The organism is Nocardia sp. CY15 (assembly GCF_009829295.1).
Lineage (GTDB): Bacteria > Actinomycetota > Actinomycetes > Mycobacteriales > Mycobacteriaceae > Nocardia > Nocardia sputi.
In genome coordinates, this window is sequence record NZ_VUOT01000003.1 from 44,287 (window position 1) to 65,605 (window position 21,319).

Annotated in this window: 25 protein-coding genes; 16 read left to right on the top strand and 9 right to left on the bottom strand. The window is 68.9% G+C overall.

Annotation, left to right across the window (positions count from 1 at the left end):
- The first annotated feature begins 76 nt into the window (after window positions 1–76).
- The 6 genes from GVY39_RS06930 (at window position 77) to GVY39_RS06955 (ending at window position 5,245) form a co-directional block, all read left to right on the top strand.
- A complete protein-coding gene (locus GVY39_RS06930) occupies window positions 77–1,588 on the top strand; it encodes an ATP-dependent DNA ligase (RefSeq protein WP_159921644.1) in 1,512 nt (503 codons plus the stop codon).
- A 197-nt stretch (window positions 1,589–1,785) separates the two neighbouring features.
- The gene (locus GVY39_RS06935; protein ID WP_236565321.1) at window positions 1,786–3,000 is read left to right on the top strand and encodes a lipase family protein; all 1,215 of its coding nucleotides are present in this window, start codon (window positions 1,786–1,788) and stop codon (window positions 2,998–3,000) included.
- Window positions 3,001–3,089: 89 nt separating this feature from the next.
- Window positions 3,090–4,298, top strand: a complete 1,209-nt coding sequence (locus GVY39_RS06940; protein WP_159921640.1) for an inorganic phosphate transporter — start codon at window positions 3,090–3,092, stop codon at window positions 4,296–4,298.
- 10 nt (window positions 4,299–4,308) lie between these two features.
- On the top strand, window positions 4,309–4,593 hold the full coding sequence (locus GVY39_RS06945; RefSeq protein ID WP_159921638.1) for a hypothetical protein: 285 nt from the start codon (window positions 4,309–4,311) through the stop codon (window positions 4,591–4,593).
- An 11-nt stretch (window positions 4,594–4,604) separates the two neighbouring features.
- The gene (locus GVY39_RS06950; protein WP_159921636.1) at window positions 4,605–4,940 is read left to right on the top strand and encodes a DUF3349 domain-containing protein; all 336 of its coding nucleotides are present in this window, start codon (window positions 4,605–4,607) and stop codon (window positions 4,938–4,940) included.
- Window positions 4,941–4,954: 14 nt separating this feature from the next.
- Complete coding sequence (locus GVY39_RS06955; RefSeq protein ID WP_159921634.1) at window positions 4,955–5,245, top strand: DUF3349 domain-containing protein; 291 nt, start codon at window positions 4,955–4,957, stop codon at window positions 5,243–5,245.
- Window position 5,246: 1 nt separating this feature from the next.
- Here GVY39_RS06955 and GVY39_RS06960 read toward each other — a convergent pair whose 3' ends face one another.
- On the bottom strand, window positions 5,247–5,687 hold the full coding sequence (locus GVY39_RS06960) for a DUF4254 domain-containing protein (RefSeq protein WP_159921632.1): 441 nt from the start codon (window positions 5,685–5,687) through the stop codon (window positions 5,247–5,249).
- A 56-nt stretch (window positions 5,688–5,743) separates the two neighbouring features.
- Window positions 5,744–6,037, bottom strand: coding sequence for a hypothetical protein (locus GVY39_RS06965; protein ID WP_159921630.1), 294 nt, complete (start codon window positions 6,035–6,037; stop codon window positions 5,744–5,746).
- A 188-nt stretch (window positions 6,038–6,225) separates the two neighbouring features.
- Here GVY39_RS06965 and GVY39_RS06970 point away from each other — a divergent pair, with 188 nt between their 5' ends.
- Both GVY39_RS06970 and GVY39_RS06975 read left to right on the top strand, forming a co-directional pair.
- On the top strand, window positions 6,226–7,086 hold the full coding sequence (locus GVY39_RS06970; protein WP_159921628.1) for a helix-turn-helix transcriptional regulator: 861 nt from the start codon (window positions 6,226–6,228) through the stop codon (window positions 7,084–7,086).
- 10 nt (window positions 7,087–7,096) lie between these two features.
- Complete coding sequence (locus tag GVY39_RS06975; RefSeq protein ID WP_159921626.1) at window positions 7,097–7,297, top strand: DUF397 domain-containing protein; 201 nt, start codon at window positions 7,097–7,099, stop codon at window positions 7,295–7,297.
- A 259-nt stretch (window positions 7,298–7,556) separates the two neighbouring features.
- On the opposite strand, the gene GVY39_RS06980 is transcribed toward GVY39_RS06975, so the two are convergent.
- The 6 genes from GVY39_RS06980 to GVY39_RS07005 all read right to left on the bottom strand — a co-directional run bounded on the left by GVY39_RS06980 (window position 7,557) and on the right by GVY39_RS07005 (window position 13,016).
- Window positions 7,557–7,904: a VOC family protein gene (locus GVY39_RS06980; RefSeq protein ID WP_236565320.1), complete on the bottom strand. Its 348-nt coding sequence runs from the start codon at window positions 7,902–7,904 to the stop codon at window positions 7,557–7,559.
- A 63-nt stretch (window positions 7,905–7,967) separates the two neighbouring features.
- On the bottom strand, window positions 7,968–8,792 hold the full coding sequence (locus GVY39_RS06985; RefSeq protein ID WP_159921622.1) for a class II fructose-bisphosphate aldolase: 825 nt from the start codon (window positions 8,790–8,792) through the stop codon (window positions 7,968–7,970).
- A gap of 52 nt (window positions 8,793–8,844) precedes the next feature.
- Window positions 8,845–9,786, bottom strand: a complete 942-nt coding sequence (locus GVY39_RS06990; protein ID WP_255466133.1) for a hexose kinase — start codon at window positions 9,784–9,786, stop codon at window positions 8,845–8,847.
- Between the two features lie 8 nt (window positions 9,787–9,794).
- Entirely contained in the window at window positions 9,795–10,952 is a 1,158-nt protein-coding gene (locus tag GVY39_RS06995; protein ID WP_159921618.1) for an N-acetylglucosamine-6-phosphate deacetylase, read from the bottom strand.
- A complete protein-coding gene (locus GVY39_RS07000) occupies window positions 10,949–12,022 on the bottom strand; it encodes an ROK family protein (RefSeq protein ID WP_159921616.1) in 1,074 nt (357 codons plus the stop codon). Before GVY39_RS07000 ends, GVY39_RS06995 begins: the two co-directional genes overlap by 4 nt.
- Before the next feature lie 82 nt (window positions 12,023–12,104).
- Entirely contained in the window at window positions 12,105–13,016 is a 912-nt protein-coding gene (locus tag GVY39_RS07005) for an SIS domain-containing protein (RefSeq protein ID WP_159921614.1), read from the bottom strand.
- Between the two features lie 160 nt (window positions 13,017–13,176).
- On the opposite strand from GVY39_RS07005, the gene GVY39_RS07010 reads away from it, so the two are divergent.
- The 5 genes from GVY39_RS07010 to GVY39_RS07030 all read left to right on the top strand — a co-directional run bounded on the left by GVY39_RS07010 (window position 13,177) and on the right by GVY39_RS07030 (window position 17,964).
- On the top strand, window positions 13,177–14,427 hold the full coding sequence (locus GVY39_RS07010; protein WP_236565319.1) for an extracellular solute-binding protein: 1,251 nt from the start codon (window positions 13,177–13,179) through the stop codon (window positions 14,425–14,427).
- Between the two features lies 1 nt (window position 14,428).
- Entirely contained in the window at window positions 14,429–15,310 is an 882-nt protein-coding gene (locus GVY39_RS07015; RefSeq protein ID WP_159921612.1) for a carbohydrate ABC transporter permease, read from the top strand.
- On the top strand, window positions 15,307–16,200 hold the full coding sequence (locus GVY39_RS07020; RefSeq protein ID WP_159921610.1) for a carbohydrate ABC transporter permease: 894 nt from the start codon (window positions 15,307–15,309) through the stop codon (window positions 16,198–16,200). Before GVY39_RS07015 ends, GVY39_RS07020 begins: the two co-directional genes overlap by 4 nt.
- Window positions 16,201–16,311: 111 nt before the next feature.
- Window positions 16,312–17,055: a TetR/AcrR family transcriptional regulator gene (locus tag GVY39_RS07025; protein WP_159921608.1), complete on the top strand. Its 744-nt coding sequence runs from the start codon at window positions 16,312–16,314 to the stop codon at window positions 17,053–17,055.
- A 117-nt stretch (window positions 17,056–17,172) separates the two neighbouring features.
- Window positions 17,173–17,964, top strand: coding sequence for a DeoR/GlpR family DNA-binding transcription regulator (locus GVY39_RS07030; protein WP_159921606.1), 792 nt, complete (start codon window positions 17,173–17,175; stop codon window positions 17,962–17,964).
- Between the two features lie 35 nt (window positions 17,965–17,999).
- Here the strand turns inward: GVY39_RS07030 and pnuC are convergent, their stop codons facing one another.
- On the bottom strand, window positions 18,000–18,689 hold the full coding sequence (pnuC, locus tag GVY39_RS07035; protein WP_195069629.1) for a nicotinamide riboside transporter PnuC: 690 nt from the start codon (window positions 18,687–18,689) through the stop codon (window positions 18,000–18,002).
- A gap of 155 nt (window positions 18,690–18,844) precedes the next feature.
- Here pnuC and GVY39_RS07040 point away from each other — a divergent pair, with 155 nt between their 5' ends.
- Genes GVY39_RS07040 through GVY39_RS07050 form a run of 3 tightly spaced genes read left to right on the top strand, consistent with a single transcriptional unit; the run spans window position 18,845 to window position 21,238 of the window.
- Window positions 18,845–19,648, top strand: a complete 804-nt coding sequence (locus GVY39_RS07040) for an ABC transporter ATP-binding protein (protein WP_159921602.1) — start codon at window positions 18,845–18,847, stop codon at window positions 19,646–19,648.
- A complete protein-coding gene (locus GVY39_RS07045) occupies window positions 19,645–20,391 on the top strand; it encodes an ABC transporter permease (RefSeq protein ID WP_159921600.1) in 747 nt (248 codons plus the stop codon). Before GVY39_RS07040 ends, GVY39_RS07045 begins: the two co-directional genes overlap by 4 nt.
- A 49-nt stretch (window positions 20,392–20,440) precedes the next feature.
- The gene (locus GVY39_RS07050) at window positions 20,441–21,238 is read left to right on the top strand and encodes an ABC transporter permease (protein WP_159921598.1); all 798 of its coding nucleotides are present in this window, start codon (window positions 20,441–20,443) and stop codon (window positions 21,236–21,238) included.
- The last annotated feature ends 81 nt before the right edge of the window (window positions 21,239–21,319 follow it).

Sequence of the window (21,319 nt, forward strand, 5' to 3'; positions counted from 1 at the left end):
CTTTCGCATTCGTGCCAATTTCTGATTAGCAGCAGGTTCCAGCGCGGTGTCGTACCCGGCGGCTACCGTCGGCAGGGTGTTGTTCTCGGATGTCGTCCTCGGCTCGGAGACCGTGCGCGCGACCAGGTCACGCAAGACGAAAATCGCCACGTTGGCAGGGTTGCTGACGGCGGCCGCTCCCGAGGAGCTGACGCCGGTGGTCGCCTGGGCGTCCGGCGAGCTACCGCAGGGGCGGATCGGCACGGGTTGGCGCACGCTCACCACCCTCGACATCCCGTCGGCCCCGGTGGCGACGCTGACGGTGTCGGCGGTGCACGCCGCGCTGAGCGATCTGGCAGGCACCTCCGGCGCCGGTTCCGCGGCTCGGCGCAAGGAACTGCTCGCGGCGCTGTGGTCCGCGGCCACCGCGGAGGAGCAGGGCTTCCTGGTACGCCTGCTCACCGGAGAGCTGCGCCAGGGCGCGCTCACCGCCGTGGTCGCCGAAGCCGTGGCCGTCGCCGCCGGCGTGCCGCCCGATCTGGTGCGCCGGGCGTACATGCTGTCGGGCCGGTTGCCGGTCACCGCCGTCGCGGCGCTGACCGGTGGCGCTGCCGCGCTCGCGGAGTTCAGGCTCGAAGTCGGCCGCCCGATCCAGCCCATGCTCGCCGCACCCGGTGCGACGCTGGACGAGGCGCTGATCGAGTTCGAGGGCGAGGTGAGCCTCGAGCACAAGCTGGACGGCGCCCGCATCCAGGTGCATCGGGACGGCGACCGGATTCGGGTGTTCACCAGGACGCTGCGCGAGATCACCGCGAGCGTGCCGGAACTCGTCGAGCTGGTGGGGGGTCTGAACTGCACGAGCGTCGTGCTGGACGGCGAGACGCTGGCGCTCACCGACTCCGGGCGGCCGCGCCCGTTCCAGGAGACCATGAGCCGGTTCGCCGAGGTGAGTACTACCAGGGAACTGCTGCTGCATCCGTATTTCTTCGACTGCCTGCACCTGGACGGCCGGGACCTGCTGGACGCTCCGCTGTCCGAGCGGCGCGCGGCGCTGACGAAGGTGGCCGGCGCGCACACCATTCCCGCGCTGCTGCGGCCGGATGCCGAGGCGGCCGCGGAATACTTCGACGGCGCGCTGGCAGCGGGTCACGAAGGCGTCATGATCAAGTCGTTGACCGCGCCGTACGCGGCGGGCAGGCGCGGCCGGGCCTGGCAGAAGATCAAGCCCACGCACACCCTCGATCTGATCGTGCTCGGCGCGGAATGGGGATACGGCCGCCGCACGGGCTACCTGTCGAACCTGCATCTGGGTGCTCTCGACCCGGACACCGGCGAGCCGGTCATGGTGGGCAAGACGTTCAAAGGACTCACCGACGCGCTGCTGCAATGGCAGACCGCCGAATTCCCACGGCACGAACGCTCCCGCGATCAGCACACCGTGTATCTGTGGCCGAAACTGATCGTCGAAATAGCCCTGGACGGCGTGCAGGTCAGCCCACGCTATCCCGGTGGTGTCGCGTTGCGTTTCGCTCGGGTGGTGCGCTATCGCCCCGACAAAGAACCCGCCGAAGCCGACACCATCGACACCGTTCGCGCGCTGCTGCCGTGATGTGAAGCGCGCACGCTCCCCAGCAGGAGCGTGTCGGTCGCGCGAGGCGCGTCGAGCCGCTGTAAGTATGGGCAGCGCAAGGTTCCGGATGGCCGCCACAATGCTCTGGTCCGGCCGGTTCGTGCTTCCGGACAAGGAATCGGCGGGCGGGTGGGATGATGCGAATGGTGCTGTCCGGGCGGTGTGTCCGGCTCGTAATGTCGCTGCTGGGCGCGTTGGCGGTGAGTGCGGTAGGTCCGCAGGCGCAGGCGAATCCGATCGAGCAGTTCCTCACGCCTTCCCGCGAATATCCCGGGATCCTCCCCACGCCGCTGGGTGATCCGTTCTACACGCCGCCGCCGGACTTCGAGAGCCTGCCGCCGGGAACGGTTCTCGCGTCCCGCCCGGGAGGCACCGGCCTGACCGTGTTCCCGCTGGAGTCGACCGAACTGCTGATCCGGTCCACCGATTCCAAGGGGCGTCCGGTGCCGGTGGTCGCGACGTTGCTCGTGCCGCGGACACCGTGGCCCGGGCCGGGGCCGCGCCCGGTGCTGTCGTTCAATGCCGCCATCGACTCGCTCGGGCATCGGTGCGCACCGTCCTACGAACTCAGGACCGTGTTGTCGGCCAAGTTGTGGGCCGCCCAGATCCCGCTGGCCAAGGGGTACGCGGTGCTCGTGCCGGACCACCAGGGCCCGCGACAGGCATACGGGGCGGGCCTGATGGCCGGGCACGCGGTGCTCGACTCGATCCGGGCCGTGGTGGGAACGCCGGAGCTCGGGCTGCGTCCGGACGCTCCGACGGTGGTCACCGGATACTCCGGCGGGGCGATCGCGAGCGGGTGGGCCGCGCAGCTGGCCCCCGAATACGCGCCGGAGCTGAATCTGGTGGGTGCGGCGTTCGGCGGTGTTCCCGCCGACTTCGGCATGCTGCTGACCACCATGAACGGCCGCAACTTGGCTTCCGGGGTCTTCCTGGCCGCGACGCTCGGACTGGCCCGGGAGTATCCCGAGATGCTCGACCTGATGAACGACAACGGCTGGCGGCTGGCGCAGATCGGCAAGGACGTGTGCATGTCGGCGGAGGAATTCGCCGGGGTCGTCGCTCCGATCCCGGTGCAGGCGCTCACCCACGCCGCCGCGCCCACCGAGCTGCCGATGATCCAGGAGATATTGGCCGCCAACCGGCTGGGAGCGAGCGCGCCGACGGTGCCGGTGTTCCTCTATCACGCCACGCACGACCCATGGGTGCCGCTGGCCGGTGCGGAGAAGCTCTACACGGACTGGTGCGGCGCGGGGACGCCGGTGGATTTCCAGGTCTATCTCGGCGAACACTTCCTGGTCGGCCTCAGCGGCATACCCGGCGCGAACTCGTGGATCGATGACCGGTTCGCCGGGCGCGCGACCATCCCGCACTGCACCCGATCCGGCTGATACCGGACGAACCAGGCTAGTCCATGGCGGCCGGAGGACTTTCGGTAACCACATGGCTATGACGTTCGGCGGTGCAGCACACTGGAGGCGTGACCGTCGAATTCCTGGTTCTCCTGATCGTCATCGTCACGGCACTCGCATTCGATTTCACGAACGGCTTCCACGACACGGCGAACGCGATGGCGACCTCGATCGCCACCGGAGCCCTCCGGCCGCGCGTGGCGGTCGCGCTGTCGGCGGTGCTGAACCTGGTCGGCGCGTTCCTGTCGGTCGCCGTGGCCGCCACCGTGGCGAAAGGCATCGTCCGGCTCGACGCCGTCAGCGGCCACGATCTGCTCGTCATCGTGTTCGCCGGTCTGGTCGGCGGAATCCTGTGGAACCTGCTCACCTGGCTGTTCGGTCTGCCGTCGAGTTCGTCGCACGCGCTGTTCGGTGGCCTGATCGGGTCGACGCTGGCCGCGCTCGGGTGGAGCGGCGTGATCTGGGCGTCCGGCTCCGAAGGCGTGCTCACCAAGATCGTTCTTCCGGCCGTGCTCGCGCCCATCGTCGCCGCGCTGGTCTCGGCAATCGGCACGTGGCTGGTGTACCGGATCACCCGCGGCGCCGACGAGGACAAGGTCACCGAGGGGTTCCGGTGGGGCCAGATCGGCTCGGCCTCGCTGGTCTCGCTGGCGCACGGCACGAACGACGCCCAGAAGACGATGGGCGTGATCTTCCTCGCGCTCGTCGCGCACGGGACACTCACCAAGGACGCCGAGCTGCCGCTGTGGGTGATGGCCGCCTGTGCCGTGGCCATCGCGGCGGGCACCTATCTCGGCGGCTGGCGGATCATCCGCACACTGGGCAAGGGCCTGGTCGAGATCGACTCGCCACAGGGGCTCGCGGCGGAATCCGCGTCGGCCGCGATCATCTTGACTTCCGCCCATTTCGGTCTGCCGCTGTCCACCACGCAGACCGCCACCGGCTCCATCCTCGGTACCGGCCTCGGCAAGGGCGCCGAGGTGCGCTGGAGCGTGATGGGGCGGATGGTGGTCGCATGGTTGCTCACGCTGCCGCTGGCCGGTGTGGCCGGGGCGATCTGCTGGGCCATCGCCCACTTCGTCGGCGGGCTGGCCGGGGTGCTCGTGGTCTTCGGTCTGCTGATCGGGCTGTCGACGCTGATGTGGCTGCGGTCGCGGCGCAATCCGGTGCACACCGGCAATGTCAACGAGTGGCCGGGCGACGGGACCGACCCGGCGGCACCCGCCGGCGACGACCGGACCACGTCGGCGGACTCGAACCGATCGGCCCAGGTGTAGGAGGACCAGCGTGCACACTCTCGTCACGAATCTGAGCGGGCTGTGGAAAGTCGTCGCGGCCGGGCTGGTGCTCGGAGCGGGCTTGCCGATGATCTTCGCGATCGGGGTGCGCTTCTGGTCGATGTCGGAGACGGCCGACGCGGATACCAGCACCGTGCGGCGCAACTATCCCGCGCTCACGGCAGCGCTGACGTGCTTCGCGGTGGTCGTCGTCGCGATCGTGGGCGGAATCCTGTACACGGCGAAGGCGTTCCTCGCCGCCAGATTCGGCATCCATCTGTTCGGCCAGGCGTGAGGAGTGGCACCGTGACCGAACCAGTGAAACCCGCACCGAACCGGCCGAAGCTGCTCGGCAAGGTAGTGGGCTGGCTCCGTGCCGGGTATCCGCAGGGCGTTCCGCGATCGGATTACGTGGCGCTGTTCGCCGTGCTGCACCGGCACCTCACCGACTACGAGGTGGTCGTCATCGCCGAGGAGTTGGTGGCTTCGAACCCGGACAGCGGGATCACCCGCGTCGAGATCGAGCAGGCCATCGCCCGGATCGCCATGGAACAGCCGGACGAAGGCGACGTCGCCCGCGTTGCCTCCCACTTGGCGGCAGGCGGCTGGCCGCTGGCCGATCCACCCGCTGATTCCGACTGACCGAGCCGCCGCCGATGCCACCTTTCCTGAACGCGATCATCGGCTGGCTGCGGGTCGGATACCCGGATGGCGTGCCGGAATCCGACTACATCCCGCTGCTCGCGCTGCTGCGCCGTCGCCTGTCCGACGAGGAGGTCGCACGGATCGCCGCCGAGCTGGCCGGTGCGGGCGGGGCGGACATCGATGAGACCGATATCCAGGTGATGATCACCAAGATCACCAACGCGATGCCGTCGGAAGCCGACGTGGCCCGGGTGCGCGCCCGTGTGGAGGCCAATGCCTGGCCGCACCCGGACGGGGAATGAGTCACGGCTGCTCGCGCGGGCCGCTGAGGTAGGGCAAGCGGCGCACGCCCGCCGCGACCTCATAGGCGAGATCCTCGTAGCCGAGCGCCAGCTCGGCCAGGCGCTCCCAAGCATTGTGCACCGCCCATTCCGGCGCCCCGGCGAGGATCGCGTACGCGCAGGCGGAGAACTGAGCGAGACGATCGACCACCATGCCGACGGTCTCGGTGTGCATGTGCGCACCGCCGTGTGGCGGCGGCGCCTCGGTGGCGACCCAGCGATCGACGGCGAGGACGAGCCGGGCGCGATCCCGGTCGATGTCGTTCGCACCGCCCGGTTCACGGCCGAGGCGGCGCTTGTGCAATCCCGTGAGTAGGTGGGCGGACTCCAGGATGGGGTGGGCGCGGTGCGGCGCGCTGCGGCAGGCATGAAGGACGAGCTCTTTGGTCGGCAGTGGTTCCACTGCGGATAACCCCCTCGGTCGAAATGGTCGCGCCGGCATTACGCGAGACGCGAATATCAGCGGCGACGACGCCCGCCCGGACGGTGGCGATGGGACAGCGGCCCGCCGTCCCATGGCGATTCGATGACGACGAGCCCGACGGCCTCCAGTGCCGTGAGCCCGAACCGGCACGTCAGCTCCTCCGTCAAGGAAACCATCTCCGCCGCTTGGATAGCCGCCGTCGCCTGCTCCGTGGTCACCATCCGGCCACGCAGGTAGGACACCACCCACGCGTCGTCGCTGACCCGGCGCGCCTGATGCGGCGTCCGGTCACTGACGATCCAGATCCGGTCGACGACGTGCACGGACATCAGAACCCCCTCCATCCCCGCAGGGCGGGTTCCGATGACAGCCCCGCCTGTGATGCACAACACAAGCAGCTTAGAAGTCGGTCCGTTGATAGGTCAAGTTGACCAGTCCATTTGACAAACTTCGCGCGCTGTGGATGCGGGTACGGTCATCTGCACGAACAGCCGGAGCCGGAAGGACTCATCGGACGATGGCACCACTCTCGCCCACGGTCGCCCGCTGGGAGCTCATGCTCCGGATCAAGCGCCGCCGCACCGAGTTCGACGTCTCCGCGTCCCTCATCGCCAAGGAACTGGGCTTCACCCTGTCGTACTGGTCGAAGGTCGAGAAGGAACGCGTCCTGGCCGAGGACAAACTGCGAAAGCTGATGAGCCTGCTGGAATTCGACCCGGACGAGCGCGAGGAGATGTTGCGGCTGCGCGATATCGCCAAGCGCCGAGGATGGTGGTCTGAGTACGCCGGGTTGCTGTCGGACGAGGTGTTGCGCCTGTACGGGTTGGAGCACGGGGCGCACGACATCCGCAGCTACACGAGCATCTTGATCCCTGGTCTCTTGCAGACCGAGGACTACGCGCGGGCCGTAATCGCCAACGACAGGGCGCGGATTCGGCAAGTGGAAGTGGAGCGCTGGGTCGAGGTCCGGATGAGGCGCCAGAAGCGGCTCGCCGAATCGGATCCGCTACTGGTGACCGCGATCGTCAACGAGGCCGCGCTGACTCAGCGCACCGGCGGTGTGGCCGTCCTGAAGGGGCAGCTCCGCCACCTCCTGTCGATTACCGAGACGCATGCCGACACGGTTGACATCCGGGTCGTACCGTTCGACGCGCCAGGCGGTGTGTTGCTCACCGGTGCGTCGTTCCATTTGCTCGGGTTCGAGAGTGCACTCCTGCCCGACGTGGCGTGGACCGAGACGCTGGTTCATCTCGGCGTGATCGAAGAGAGCGAACCGGTACGCCACCTCGAGACCATGTTCGGTACGACTCTCGCCGAACACGCGCTCCCGCGAAACGAGTCGACAGCGTTGATAGAACGCAGACTGACTGCGCTGTAGCGTGATCGGCATGGCAAGTGCGGTCGCATGGTTCAAGTCATCACACTCGAATGACAGCACTGCCTGCGTCGAAGTCTGCTTCGACGGCGACCGAATCCTGGTTCGAGACAGCAAGTTCGCGGGAGTACCGGGGACATCCCCCGTGCTGGCGTTCACGCCGACGCAGTGGGCGGCATTCACAACGGCCATCCGCGCCGCGGAAATCACCTAGCGGCCCCACCACAGCGCGCCTCTCCCAGCCGACTCTCAGCTTCACTACACCGAAAACTCAGCTCCACCGGGAAGAGTGACCCCGTCGATGCGAAGCGATCCATCGACAGCCCTGCCGGTGGACAACTGCCCTGCCCACCATGAGAACCGGCCGGCGGCGCGCACCCTCGCGTGCGCCGCCGGCCGTTCGCTTTCGCCAGGGGCACCTGGCTGCGGCGAAACCCGAGTAGACGTCTCGGTGATGCGCCACTAGTGGAGGATCAGTGGTGGGGGCGTTCGATGCAGAATTCGTTGTTCTCGGGATCGCGGAGGGTGACCCAGCCGAGGCCATCGGGGGTTCGGTGGTCTTCGTGCAGGGTTGCGCCGAGGGCGAGGACGCGGTCGACTTCCTCGTCGCGGGTGCGTTCGGTGGGCATCCAGTCGAGGTGGACTCGGTTTTTCACCGCCTTTGGTTCGGGGACTCGGATGAACAGCAGGCCCGGGGTTCCTTCCGGTGCCTCCACGACGGCGTAGTCGTCGTCGGGTCCATTGGCCTGCGCCACCGGCCATCCGGTGACGGCGCTCCAGAACGACGCGAGGGCGAAGGGGTCGGAACAGTCGACCGTCACATGTCGAATGATCATTCCCTCATCTGATCACGCGGTGGGCCGGTGATGAAGCGGCACGCGCGATCAGGCGAGGAGGCGGAGGAAGTGCTCGACTTCCGCCTGCACGGCGGCGCGGGCGGGGGTGAGGTACTTGCGTGGGTCGGAGAGGTGGGAATCGTATGCGAGGCAGGCGCGGACGGCGGCTGTCATCCGAATGTTCAGGCGGGTGGCGATGTTGATCTTCGTCATGCCGTGGTCCACGGCGTCGCGGAGACCTCGATCCGGGACGCCGGAGGAGCCGTGCAGCACCAAGGGGACGGGAACCTTCGCCGCCAGGTGGGCGATCAGGTCGTTGTCGAGTGCCGCCGTGCGGGTGTGCATGGCGTGCGAAGAGCCGACGGCCACCGCCAGTGCGTCGACACCGGTGGCGCTCACGAACTCGACGGCTTCGTCGGGATCGGTGCGCACCCCGGGTGCGTGCGCGCCGTCCTTGCCGCCCACCGCGCCGAGTTCGGCTTCGACGTGCACCCCGCGCTCATGGCACCAGGCCGCGACCTCGGCGGTGGTCGCGAGGTTGTCGGCGTAGTCGAGGGCCGAGCCGTCGTACATGACAGAGTGGATACCGAGATCGACCGCGGTGCGCACCAATTCGGCGCTGGTGGCATGGTCGAGATGAACCGCGACGGCGGCGTCGCTGTCGGCGGCGATGCGCAGGCATGCGAGTGCGAGGGGCGCGATGCCGCCGTGATAGATCGCCGTGTTCTCCGAAAGTTGCAAGACCACTGGTCTTTTCGCCGACTCCGCTGCTGCGGCGATCGCCTCGGCATGCTCGAGGGTGATCACATTGAACGCGCCGAGCCCACCCGGCCGGGCCGCGGAGATCAGATCCGGGATCGAGGTCAGTGGCATAGTTCGCGCTGCCCTTCGGCCTCCGCTGGAGGCTCGGTGTGGTCGGCGGTGGTCATGGGAGCGCTTTCTGTGGTTCGGGTAGATCCAGTTGTTCGACCTGAACGGTCGGGGCCAGTCGGGTCCGCAGACAACGGTCGATCTCACCGGCCACCGGGACCACCACGGCCGCCGCGGAGGTCGCCACCGCGTCGGCGAGCAGCGCGGGCCAGTCCGTGCTCGATGCGGATGCCAGGGCGGCGATCACCGCCGCCACCGCCGCATCGCCCGCACCGGTGGGATTCCCGGCGAGCGGTTCGGGCAACGCCGCCGACCACGCGCCGTCAGCGGTCACCGCGGTGATTCCCTCCGTCCCGCGCGTGGCGATCACGGCCCGGACTCCGTTCTCGATGAGCGGGTGCACGGCGGTGACGATCTCGTCCGCGGACGCGGGTTCCGCGCCGGTGAGGCGTTGCAGCTCAGCCGCGTTCGGCGTGAGCACGATGCCCGGTACCTGGGCGGCCAAGCGCAGTGCCTCGCCGTCGACGTCACAGATGGTGGGCACATCGGCCGCGATGGCGTTGCGCGCGATCTCGGCGGGCAGCGCGGGTTCGATGCCGCCCGGCAGCGACCCGGAGATGACCAGCCCGGCGATATCGGGGAGCATGCCGGCCACCCGGACGGCCAACTGCTCGGCGGCATGCGGATTGGAGACCCGCGCGCCCGGCTCCCACAGCGCGGTGGCGGTCCCGTCGTCGGATTCGCTGATCACCACGGTGCGGCGCACCCAGGGCAGCGCGTGCACGAAGTCGACCGGCAACTCCAGTTCGGCGGCGGCCGCGAAGGCGTGGTCGGAGAATCCGGTAGCCCTGGCGTACCTGCCGAGCTGGTTCAGCACCCGGGTCACGTTGATGCCCTTGCCGCCGATGCGCTGCTCCACCGACCGGACCCGATGCGCCTGCCCGCGTTCGAAGCGTTCGACGCGATAGGTCATGTCGTACGCGGGATTCATTGTCACGGTGAGGATCACCTCAACCACTGTCCACGTCTGAGCACCCTGCGCAAGTGGAGATTGTCACTGGCTGTCAGAATGTCGGCGAAGTGGCCGGGCCGCAGGTCACCGACGTCGGCGAGCCCGAGCGCGGCGGCCGGAACCGAGGTGGCCGCGCACACCGCCTCCCGCAGCCCGACGCCGGATTCGCGCACCGCGCGCGCGAGGCACTCCAGCAGGGTGCTGACTCCGCCCGCGATCGACCCGTCGGCGATGCGCGCCACCCCGTGCCGCACGGTCACCGGCTGCGGACCGAGCTGGTACTCGCCGTCGCCGAGTCCGGCCGCCTGCATGGCGTCGGTGACCAGCGCGACCCGCCCCGGCGCGGTCGCGAACACCAGCGCGGCGAAGCCCGGATCCACGTGCACGCCGTCGCCGATCAGCTCCACGATCGCGTCCCCGGCGGCCGCGGCCACCAGAGCCGCCGCCACCGGACCCGGGTGCCGGTGATGCAGCGGTGGCATGCCGTTCGCCAGGTGCGTCACGATGCTGCCCGATCCGTGCGGGCGCAGGGCATTACGAAAAGCCCGGTAGTCGGTGTCGCTGTGGCCGAGCGCGACCACCACCCCGTTGTCGGTCAGCCGCTGCGCGACGGCCGCGTAGCCGGGGCGCTCCGGCGCGAGCGTCATCGCCCGCAGGTGTGGGCCTCCGGCGGCCAGCAGTTGCTCGGTCAACCCGAGATCGGGGTCGCGCAGGAAACGCGGATCCTGTGCTCCGCATCGCGCCTCGGAGAGGAAAGGCCCCTCGACATGGATTCCGCCGAGCACGCCTTCCTCGGCGAGTTCGCGCAGGGTGGCGGTCTGCGCCACCATCTCCGCGCCGGGGCCGGTGACCACGCTCGCCACCACCGTGGTCGAGCCGCGCGCATGGTGCGATTCGGCCGCCATCCGCGCGTACGTGCTGTTCACGGTGTCGAACCGGTACCCGAATCCGCCGTGATTGTGAATGTCCACAAGCCCCGGCAGCACGGTGCCGGAAAATGGCGGCTCAGGTAAATCGGGATGCGTCGCGCGCCATTGCCTGAACGACCGGACCGCCTCGATCCGGTCTCCGGAGACCAGGACGACGCCGTCGTTCAGCGTGACGCTCGCCGAGACGATGCGTCCGCGAATCAGTTCGGTGTACGGCGTCATGTCAGTGCCCCTCGGCGGGCGAAGAGGGCGGCGCCCGCCAGCCCGGCGCGGGCGCCGAACTCGCCGAGCACCACTCGCGGTGCGGGGACCAGGCGGAGCCGGTCCGTCAGCGCCCGGTGCAGTGGGGCGGTCAGCGCCGTGCCCGCTCCGGCGAGGCCGCCGCCGAGGACGACCAGTTCGGGACAGGCGGCGTGCACGATGCCGACCAGCCCGTCGGCGAGCGCCTCGACCGCGTCCTCGACCACGGCGGCGGCGTCGGGGTCGGTGGACATGAGGGCGAAGACCTCGGCGGCGCCGGTCGTCTCCCGTCCGGTACGGCGGGTGTAGGCGCGCGCGATGGCCGCGCCCGACGCGATCGTCTCGACGCAGCCGGTATTGCCGCACGGGCAGGGCAAGCCGCCCGCGCGCCGCACCGGCACGTGCCCGTACTCGCCGACCTGCCCGTAGCTGCTGCGCACCAACCGCCCGCCGACCGACAGCGTCCCGGAGATACCGGTGCCGAGAATGACGACGCACACGTTCTCGTGGCCCTGCCCGGCGCCGTACTTCCATTCCGCCCAACCGGCCACGGCGACATCGTGTTCGATCAGCGTCGGCACGCCCCAGCGCTCGGTGAAGCGATCGCCCACATGCACGTCGCGCCAACCGACGTTGCTGCTGAACACCGCGATCGAGCGCGTGGTATCGACGATCCCCGGCAGCACCACCGCCGCGCGGCGCACCCGGCCGCGGTCGGATTCCGGCAGTTCGGCCAGCAACCGCTCGCCGAGCTCGCCCATCGCGTCGAAGGCGACCGGACCGTGGGGCGTGGCGACCGAGCCCATCGCCAGAGCCGCGCCTTCGGCATCGGTGACCTCGCCTTTGATGGTGGTTCCGCCGACATCCAGTCCGAGCACGAGCGCCTCGCCCGGTAGCGGCGCGGTGAGCGTCGTCGTGCCGAGCACGGTCGTGGCCCGCCCCGAGCCCGAACGCCCGGTCGGCTCGTCGCGGCGCGAGTTGGTCTCAGGGGTGCGCGGCCCGGCCACGGACGCACCAGAACCCGCCGGTGTCCTCGGCTGTTCGTTTCCCATGCTCGGCAGAGTAGTTCGTGGCGAACCCTGGGCCAGGGTGCGCGCGGCCTGGCCACGACCGGTTCTCACCGCACGTGCTCGATCACGACTTCAAGACCACGGAGCGATTCAGGCCGCGCGGATGGTCCGGGTCCAGCCCCAGGTCGGCGGCACGCAGGACGCAGAGCCGGTGCACCCGCAGCAGATCCGCCATCGGGTCGATCTCGCGGTGTTCCAGGTGGGCGCCGGTGGCGGCGACATCGTCGGCGAATCCCGGCTCCAGCGGCCCGAAGGCCCAGACCGCCCGGCCCGGCGCCGAGATGGCGATGGGGCCGTGGCGGTACTCGGTCGCCGGATAGGCCTCCGTCCAGGACTGGCAGGATTCGCGCAGCTTGAGCGCCGCCTCGTCGGCGATGGCCGCCGCGAATCCCATGCCGACGAAGCTGATCTGCTCGGCGCCGCGTACCGCCGCCAGCGACTCGGCGGGCCGCTCGGCGAGCACGGCGCGAGCTTGGGCGATCACCGGCGTGAGGTCCTCGCCGAGGTGGCTGCGCAGGATGGCGAGGGTGGTGGTCGCGAAACGGGTCTGCACCACCGACCGCTCGTCGACCTGCTCGATGAGGATCGGATCACCCAGTTCGAGGACAGGTGTGCCGGGACTGGAGCAGATCACCGCGCGAGGGACGCGCGCCGGGATCGCCCGCATGGCGCGGATGACCTCGGTGGTGGTGCCGGAGCGGCAGATCACGAGGTAGCGGTCGTACTCCCGGGCCGGGACCGCGCTGGCTGGCCAGGCATCCGTGAGCCCCCGGCCCGCGCCCTCCCGCAGCGCCGCGATCGCCCGGGACATGAAATACGACGTGCCGCACCCGATCACGGCGACGCGCTCGCCCGGCTTCGGCAGTGCGGCGTGATGATCCGCGGCGATGGTGGCGGCGTGCGTCCAGTCGTCCGGCTGGGTCGCCACCTCGGTGGCCAGATGTGGTTCCGGCGTGTGGTCGGCAGGCGTAGGCACCTGAACAGCTTCGCTCGACGTGATCGTTCATGTCAAATTTACGATCAAATCGGTCACACATGATCACCATCCGGGCTAGATTGAGGCGCACGGACGGTGTGTCCTCCCATCATCGGCGGCTCCGCTGGCGCCGGGTGGGTAAATCTGAAAGGTTCTGCTCGTGAAAAGACCATTCCACCGCGTGCTTGCCGGAGTCGCGATGGTCACCGGCCTCGCGCTGACCCTCTCGTCCTGCGGGTTCGGTCCGAAGAATGCCGCGGACTCCGACACTACGATCAATCTCCTGGCCCCCGCCTACAGCGACGGCGCCACGGGCACCAAGGCGCTGTGGGACGGCATCATCGCCGAATTCCAGAAGCAGAACCCGGGCATCAGGGTGAATTTGCAGATGGAATCGTGGAACTCGATCAACGACGTGGTGCGCACGAAGCTCCAGTCGCAGGCGACCACCCCGGACATCCTCAACATCGACGCCTACGCCAGCTTCGCCGCAGACGGCTTGCTCTACCCGGCCACCGACATCGTCTCCGCGCCGGTGCTGGCGGACATCCAGCCGGCCTTCGCGCAGAACGCGTCGCTGAACGGCACCCAGTACGCACTGCCGTTGTTCGCCTCCACTCGCACCCTGTTCTACAACACCGAATTGTTCGACAAGGCGGGCATCGTCCGGCCGCCGAAGACCTGGGCCGAGCTGACCGACGTGGCGAAGAAGATCCAGGCGCTCGGCGGCGGCGTCTCCGGGTACGGGCTCCCACTGGGTAGCGAGGAGGCGCAGGGCGAGGCCTCCATCTGGACCTTCGGCGCGGGCGGCTCCTGGGCCGACGGCGACCGGATCACCGTGGACACCCCGGAGAACCTGGAGGGTGTGCGGGCCATGCGTGAACTCATCGATGCCGGCGCCACTCAGCCGAATCCGGGCGCGACCGACCGCAAGGACGTGATCAACGCCTTCATCCAGGGCAAGATCGGCATGATCGAAGCGCTGCCGCCCACCATCGGCCAGATCACCGCGAAGAACCCCGGCCTGCGCTACGCGACCGCGCCGTCGCCGACCAAGACCGGCAACCCGGTGACGCTGGGTGTGGCCGACCACCTGATGGCGTTCAAGAAGGACGGCGCGAAAGCCGAGTCGATCAAGAAGTTCCTCGACTACTTCTATTCGGCCGCGGTGTACGCGAACTTCGTCAAGCACGAGGGCTTCATCCCGATCACGCACAGTGCCGCCGCCGCGCTCGCCGATGACCCCGTGACGAAAGCGTTCGCCGCCACGCTCTCGGTGGCACGGTTCTACCCGAGCAACAACCCGAAATGGGCCGCGGCTCAGGGCGCCATCCGCCAGCAGATGGGCACGATCGGACAGGGCGCGGACCCGGCTCAGGTATTGCGTCGCATCCAGGAAGCCGCGAACTGACGTGCGGCGCAGGGGATTGCCGGCGGCGTTGCCGTGGATCGCGCCTTCGCTGGTCCTGATCGCGGGCATCGTCGCCTTCCCGGCCTGCTACATGGTGTGGACCAGCACCAGGGACCTCACCGCCTACGGCCAGGACCGCGGCAACGCCGGACTGGCCAACTACCGGACCCTGTTCGCGATCTCGGAACTCGGCTCGGTGTTTGCCCACACGGTGGTCTGGGTGGTCGGCGTCGTGCTGCTCACCCTGGTGCTGTCCGCGGCGCTGGCCCAGTTCCTGCACAAGGACTTCCCCGGCCGCACCGCCGTGCGGATGGCGATCCTGGTGCCGTGGGCGGCGTCGGTGGTGATGACGACGACGATCTTCTACTACATGCTCGACCCGGACGTCGGCATCGCGAACCGGTTCCTGGTCGACATCGGCCTGCTCGACCGCGGTTACGGCTTCACCAAGCAGCCGGCACAGGCGTTCCTCGTGGCGATGGCCGTCGCGGTATTCGTCTCGGTGCCGTTCACGACCTACACGATTCTGGCCGGGTTGCAGTCGATCCCGGCGGAGATCGAGGAGGCGGGGCGGGTCGACGGCGCGAGCGCGTGGCAGCGCTACCGCTATCTCACGTTGCCGCAGCTGCGTCCGGCGATCGCGGTGGCGACCATCATCAACATCATCAACGTGTTCAATTCGCTGCCGATCCTGCAAGTGATCACCGGCAGCATCGCCGGGTTCTCGGCGGACACCACCACGACGCTCACGTTCAAGCTGATCCGGCAGAACCAGCAGGTCGACACCGCCGCCGCGATGAGCGTGCTGAACTTCGCGCTGATCGTCGTCGTCATCGCGATCTACGTCCGGCTGGTCCGCCCGACCCGGGAGGTCGACCGATGACGACGCGGGTGCGGGTACGCGAGCAGGTGCCCGTGGCGCCGGTCGCCGCGGCCGAACCCGCGCGGCGGGAGCGACGGCGCTGGGAGCTCACCGCGGTCGGCGTGGTGCTCGCCGCGGGGTTCCTGCTGCCTTTCGTCGTGATGGTGCTCGGGTCGTTGAAGAGCGGAGCCGAGATCCTGCGCATCCCGCCGACGTATCTGCCGCAGTCCTGGCATCCGGACAACTACACGACGATGTGGGACACCCCCGAGACGCCGCTGCCGTTCAATCTGGCCAGCACGATCATCATCACCGTCTGCGCCACCGCGCTGGTGCTGGCCGTGGCGATACCGGCGGGGTACTACACCGCCCGGCACCGGTTCCCGGGTCGCGGAGTGTTTCTCGGTGTGGTGCTGGTGACCCAGATGTTGCAGCCCACGGTGCTGGTCACCGGGTTGATCCGCGAGTTCTTCGCGCTCGGCATCAACGACACCTGGCTGGCCATGATCCTGGTCAACGCCGCGTTCAACTTGTCCTTCGCGGTGTGGATCCTGCACAGCTTCTTCGCCGCGATCCCGGTGGAGATCGAGGAAGCCGCGATGCTCGACGGACTCGGCCGCTGGCAGACGCTGGTGCGGGTGAGCCTGCCGCTGGTCTGGCCCGGCATCGTCACGGCGACGATCTTCGTCGCGGTGGCGTGCTGGAACGAATTCGCCGCCAGCCTGGTCGTGCTGACCACGCCGGAGAATCAGCCGCTGTCGGTGGCGCTGACCAAGTTCGTCGGCCAGTACGACACCGCCTGGCAGTACGTGTTCGCGATCTCCACCGTCGGCATCATCCCGGTGGTGCTGCTGTTCGCTGTCATCGAGAAGCGTCTGGTCGCCGGCTTGACGGCGGGCAGCGTGAAATAGTTCGGGCACGATCGATTCCGTTGCCGCCCATGGCGGAAACGTCCGGCGACATGGTCGCGTGTCTACCGTTCAGCGCGCTGACGAAAGGTAGCCGCGCGGTAGCATCGAACGGTGACACGGCGGGATCACCGACCCAGAGACGGTCGCAGCTACGGCGGACTGTCCAAGCCACAGCGGGTTGCCCAGCGGCAGACCCGGCTGATCGACGCCGCTCTCGAACTATTCGGCACCCAGGGTTACGCGGCCACATCGATCGAACGCCTCTGCGCCGTGGCGAATGTCTCCACGCGCAGTTTCTACGAGGACATGGGCAGCCGCGAGGCACTGCTCATCGCCCTGGCCAATCGCATCACCTCCCGTGCGCTGGAATGCGCGATCGCGGCGCTGGCGGCCACCGAGAACGAGCCCCTGCCCACGCGCGTGGTGGCGAGTTTCCGCGCGTATCTGGGCGTCACGTGTGCCGACGCCCGGTGCGCGCGAGTTTGCTATGTGGAGATCGTCGGTGTCAGCGCCGCGGTGGAGGAGTGGCGCAGGCAGCAGCGCCGCTTGCTCTCGGCGTTGCTGATCAGCGAGGCCGAACGCGCCGTCGGCCGCGGCGAGACCGGCCCGCGGCGTTTCGATCTCTTCGCGCTGGCGGTGATCGGCGCGGTCACGTCCCTGGCCCAGGAATTGGTGCACAGCACCGCCCCGGACGCGACAGTGAGTCTGGACGAAATCTGCGAAGAAATTGCCTATTTCGTGAACTCCGGTCTGTCTCTCACAGGGGCCGATGTGCCCAGGGGAGACGGGGCCGGACGCTTTTCCCACCCACCGACGCTCCGGTCGAGGCCCGCGGTCGAGGTCGATGTGCCTTGAGCCGACCCGGCTCGGCACCGGCCGCAGGCAATCTTCGCGGTCGGCGCGTGCGTGTGGTCATATTGTTCGCGTGCTCGCCGAAACAGCAGGTCCCCCGTGCGAGCGGGGCGGTGTGAGATGACCGGGTCGACGGATCGACCGCAACGGTGGAACCGGTTGCTCGAGCTGCTCGCCGAGTCCGGTCGGCTCTCGGTGGAGGAGGCCGCCGAGCGGCTCGGCGTGTCCGCCGCGACGGTGCGCCGCGATTTCACCGCGCTCGCTGAGCAACAGCTGGCGACCCGGACGCACGGCGGTGTTGTGGCCACCTCGGTGGCCTACGACCTGCCCGCCCGCTACCGGCAGAGCGCGGGCGAGGCCAAGCAGCGCATCGCCGAGCACGCCGCATCCCTGGTCGATCCGCACGCGGTGGTGGGGATGAACGGCGGCACCACCACAACGGCGGTGGCCAGGGCGCTGGCCGGGCGCACCGATCCGGGTTCGTCGGGGGACGAGCAGCTGACCATCGTCACCAACGCGCTGAACATCGCGGGAGAGATGGTGCTGCGGCCGCACATGCGCACCATCGTCCTCGGCGGAGTGGCGCGGCGGGAGTCCTACGAGCTGCACGGGCCGCTGGCCGAACGGGCGCTGGCCGAATTGCGGCTCGACGAGCTCGTGCTCGGGGTGAACGCGATCTCCGCCGAGGGCGGCGCCCAGTGCAGGCACATCGACGAGGCCGGGGTGACCACCGAGATGGTGCGGCGTTCCGGGCGGGTGCTGGTGGTGGCCACCGGAGACAAGCTCGAACGCACCGCCCTGGCTCGCATCTGCGGCATCGAGCAGGTGCACGTGCTGGTCACCGACACCGACGCCGATCCGGTCGCGGTGGAGAAGATCCGAGCGGCGGGCGTGCGGGTCGACGTGGTGTAGCGGAGCCGGATACGGGACGCTGCCCGTTTTCCGGCCTACTCCGCGGTGGCGGGCGTCAGCGGCCGCGGGGTCTCGGCGTCCGGCCGCATGCCGCGTGTCCAGACGAGGAATCCCCAGGCCACGAAGCCCGCGTAGACGAAATACAGCGCGGCCGAGGGGTAGTAGCCCGCGCGCACCAGCAGCGGGATGCCGACCAGGTCGACCGCGATCCAGATCAGCCAGAACTCGGCCAGCCCGCGGGCCATGCCGTAGGTGGCCAGAACCGAGCCGGTGAAGATCCACGCCTCGGCCCACGGACCGTAGGAACCGAGCCACTCGAAGAGCTGGGCGAACACCACCGTGCCCACGAGCATCGCCGCCACGAGCACGACGCGTTCGCGCGTCCTTGCCCAGCGCGGGTCGACGCCGCGATGCTCGAGCCCGGTCTCCCGCGCCGCGTGGCGGTACCAGCTCCACCAGCCGTACACGCTGACCGCGACGAACATCAGCTGGCGTCCGGCCTGCCCGGCCATGTTCAGCTGCTGAGGGGTGTGGAAGACGCCGCCGACGAACACGGTGAACAGCAGGGCGTTCCCGGCGATGCCGACCGGCCAGGCCCAGACGCGCCGCCGCATGCCGCCGATCGCGGAGGCCAAGCCGAAGCCGTTGCCGATCACTTCGCGCCAGAGGATCTCCGAGCCCGCGATGTGCAACTTGGCGTCGAGCAGCGTGAGGATCGGGTTCACCTGTCGTGCAACCCGCGGCGGGCCGTTTCTCATCCTGATCGGATCGCCGCGATTCGAAATCCACCTCGCGGCCGCGGTGCGGACCTTAACGATTGCGCAATCTGGCGGCGCGATTCGCAATATCGGTGCAATGGCGTGCTCCTAGGGTGGCCGTCATGAGCACGGACAGCGCCGCCGCCGGGGGGACCGGAATTCATCTCAGCGGATTGACCAAGACCTTCCGGGTCGGGCGGAAAACCGTGCAGGCATTGGCGAGCGTCGATCTGCACACCGAGCAGGGTGCCTTCCTGTCGCTGCTCGGTCCTTCCGGCTGCGGCAAGTCGACCGTGCTGCGCATTCTCGCCGGGCTGGAGACGCCGACCGCGGGCAAGGCGCTGATCGACGGCGCGACCCCCGCCGAGCTGCGCGGACGCCACGCGCTGGGCATCGCTTTCCAGGATTCGGCGCTGTTGCCGTGGCGTTCGGTGGAATCGAATATCAAGCTGCCGCTGCAAGTCGCGGGCATCACGCCGGAGGCGAATCGGATCGATGACCTGATCCGGCTGGTGGGGCTGGAAGGGTTCGAGAAGGCCAAACCCGCGCAGTTGTCCGGCGGTATGCGCCAGCGTGTCTCGATCGCGCGGGCGCTGGTGGTGCAGCCGGCGGTGCTGCTGCTGGACGAACCGTTCGGCGCACTCGACGACATGACCAGGCAGCGGCTCAATCTGGAGCTGCTGCGGATCTGGACCGAGAAGCCCGCGACCACGCTGATGGTTACGCACGGCATCGCGGAGGCGGTGTTCCTGTCCGACGTGGTGGCCGTGATGAGCCCGCGGCCGGGACGGGTGCTGGAACTGGTCGAGATCGATCTGCCGCGCCCGCGACTGCCGGAGATGATGCGCACGCCGGAGTTCCACAAGTTGCACGACTACTTGTCGGAGCTGCTGTTCGGGACCTCGGGGAAAGGAGGGGTGGCATGAAGCGCTTCGGTGGTGCGCTCGGCGTTCTCGGACTGGTCGCCGTGTGGTGGGCTCTGGCGGCGTTCGAGGTCGCGGGCGGCACCATACCCAGCCCCTGGCGAGTGCTGCACACCATGTACACCGACGGATGGGATCTGTACGGCCCGAATTTCCGGATCACCGCCCTCGGCGCGCTGCAAGGATTCGTCTGGGGCAACGGCCTGGCCATCGCGCTGGCAATCCTGATCGTGCTGATCCCGCCGATCGAGTCGCTGGCCACCCAGCTGGCGATCCTGAGCTACTGCACTCCGTTGCTCGCGCTGGGCCCGATCATCCTGGTCGTCTTCGGCGGACGCACCCCGACGGTGTTCCTCGCCGCGATGTACTGCTTCTTCACCACCATGGTCGGCACCGTCACCGGTCTGCGCTCGGCCGACCGGACCAGTCTGGACCTGGTGCGCGCCTACGGCGGCGGCCGCTGGCAGCAGTTGTCCCGGGTGCGGGCGGTTTCGGCGTTGCCCAGTACCTTCGCGGCGTTGAAGATCGCCGCGCCCTCGGCCGTGCTCGGCGCGATCATCGGCGAGTATCTCGGCGGCGTGGACAGCGGTATCGGGGTGGCGCTGACCGCTGCGCAGACGTCCTACAACGTGCCGCGCACCTGGGGTATGGCGCTGGCCGCCGCGGCGCTGGCCGGACTCGGGTACGCGTTGGTAGCCTTGGCCGCCCGGATGGCCGCTCCGTGGACCGCGCAGGAGGCGCGATGAAAAGCCATGCGGCGGGCCTTGTCTCGACCGCGAATGTGGAGGACGCCGGATGAACCTCCTGCGCCGAATCGGGGTCTTCCTGTTCCCGCTGTGCACCTCGCTGCTGTTGATGCTGGGGATCTGGTACGTCTTCCTGAAGGCGTTCCCGCAGGTCGGCCCGCGGGTCGGCAAGACGCCCGGCGATATCTGGACCTACTTGGTGACGGCGCAGGGCGCCGACGCCGCGCGGGAAGCGATCATCGACGATTTGCGGATCACGCTGCGCGACGCGGCCATCGGATTCGACGCGGGCATGCTCGCCGCGCTGGTGGTCGCCGCGCTGTTCGTGTCGTTCGCCGCGGTCGAGCAGACCTTCCTTCCGGTGGCGATGCTGTTGCGCTCGGTGCCGCTGGTTGCGCTCACGCCGATCATCGTGCTGGTGTTCGGCCGTGGCCTGGCCGGAGTGGCGGTGCTCGCCGCGATCGTGGTGTTCTTCCCCGCTCTGGTCATGATCATGGCGGGCCTGCGCGGCGCGCCGCGGCAAGCGCTGGAGCTGGTGGCCGCCTATGGCGGGTCGCGGTGGACCGGGCTGCGCATGGTGGCCGTGCCCGCCGCGCTGCCCTCGGTGTTCGCCGCGGCGCGGATCTCGGTGCCGGGCGCGCTGATCGGGGCGTTGCTCGGGGAGTGGCTGGGCAGCGGCACCGGGTTGGGCGCCAGCCTGATCCGCGCCATCCCGACGTTCCAATACAGCAAGCTGTGGGCCTCGATCGTCATCGTCACCCTGGTCTCGGTGGCGCTCTACGCGATCGTCGGGGTGGTCGAGAATCTGGTGCTCGCGCGGTTCGGACCCGAAGCCGGGCGAAGCTGACCGATATGTCCGACCGATGATATTCGCGCGAATTCGCGCTCGGAACGCCAAAGTAAAGAAAACGAAACGCCTTCCCCTTAG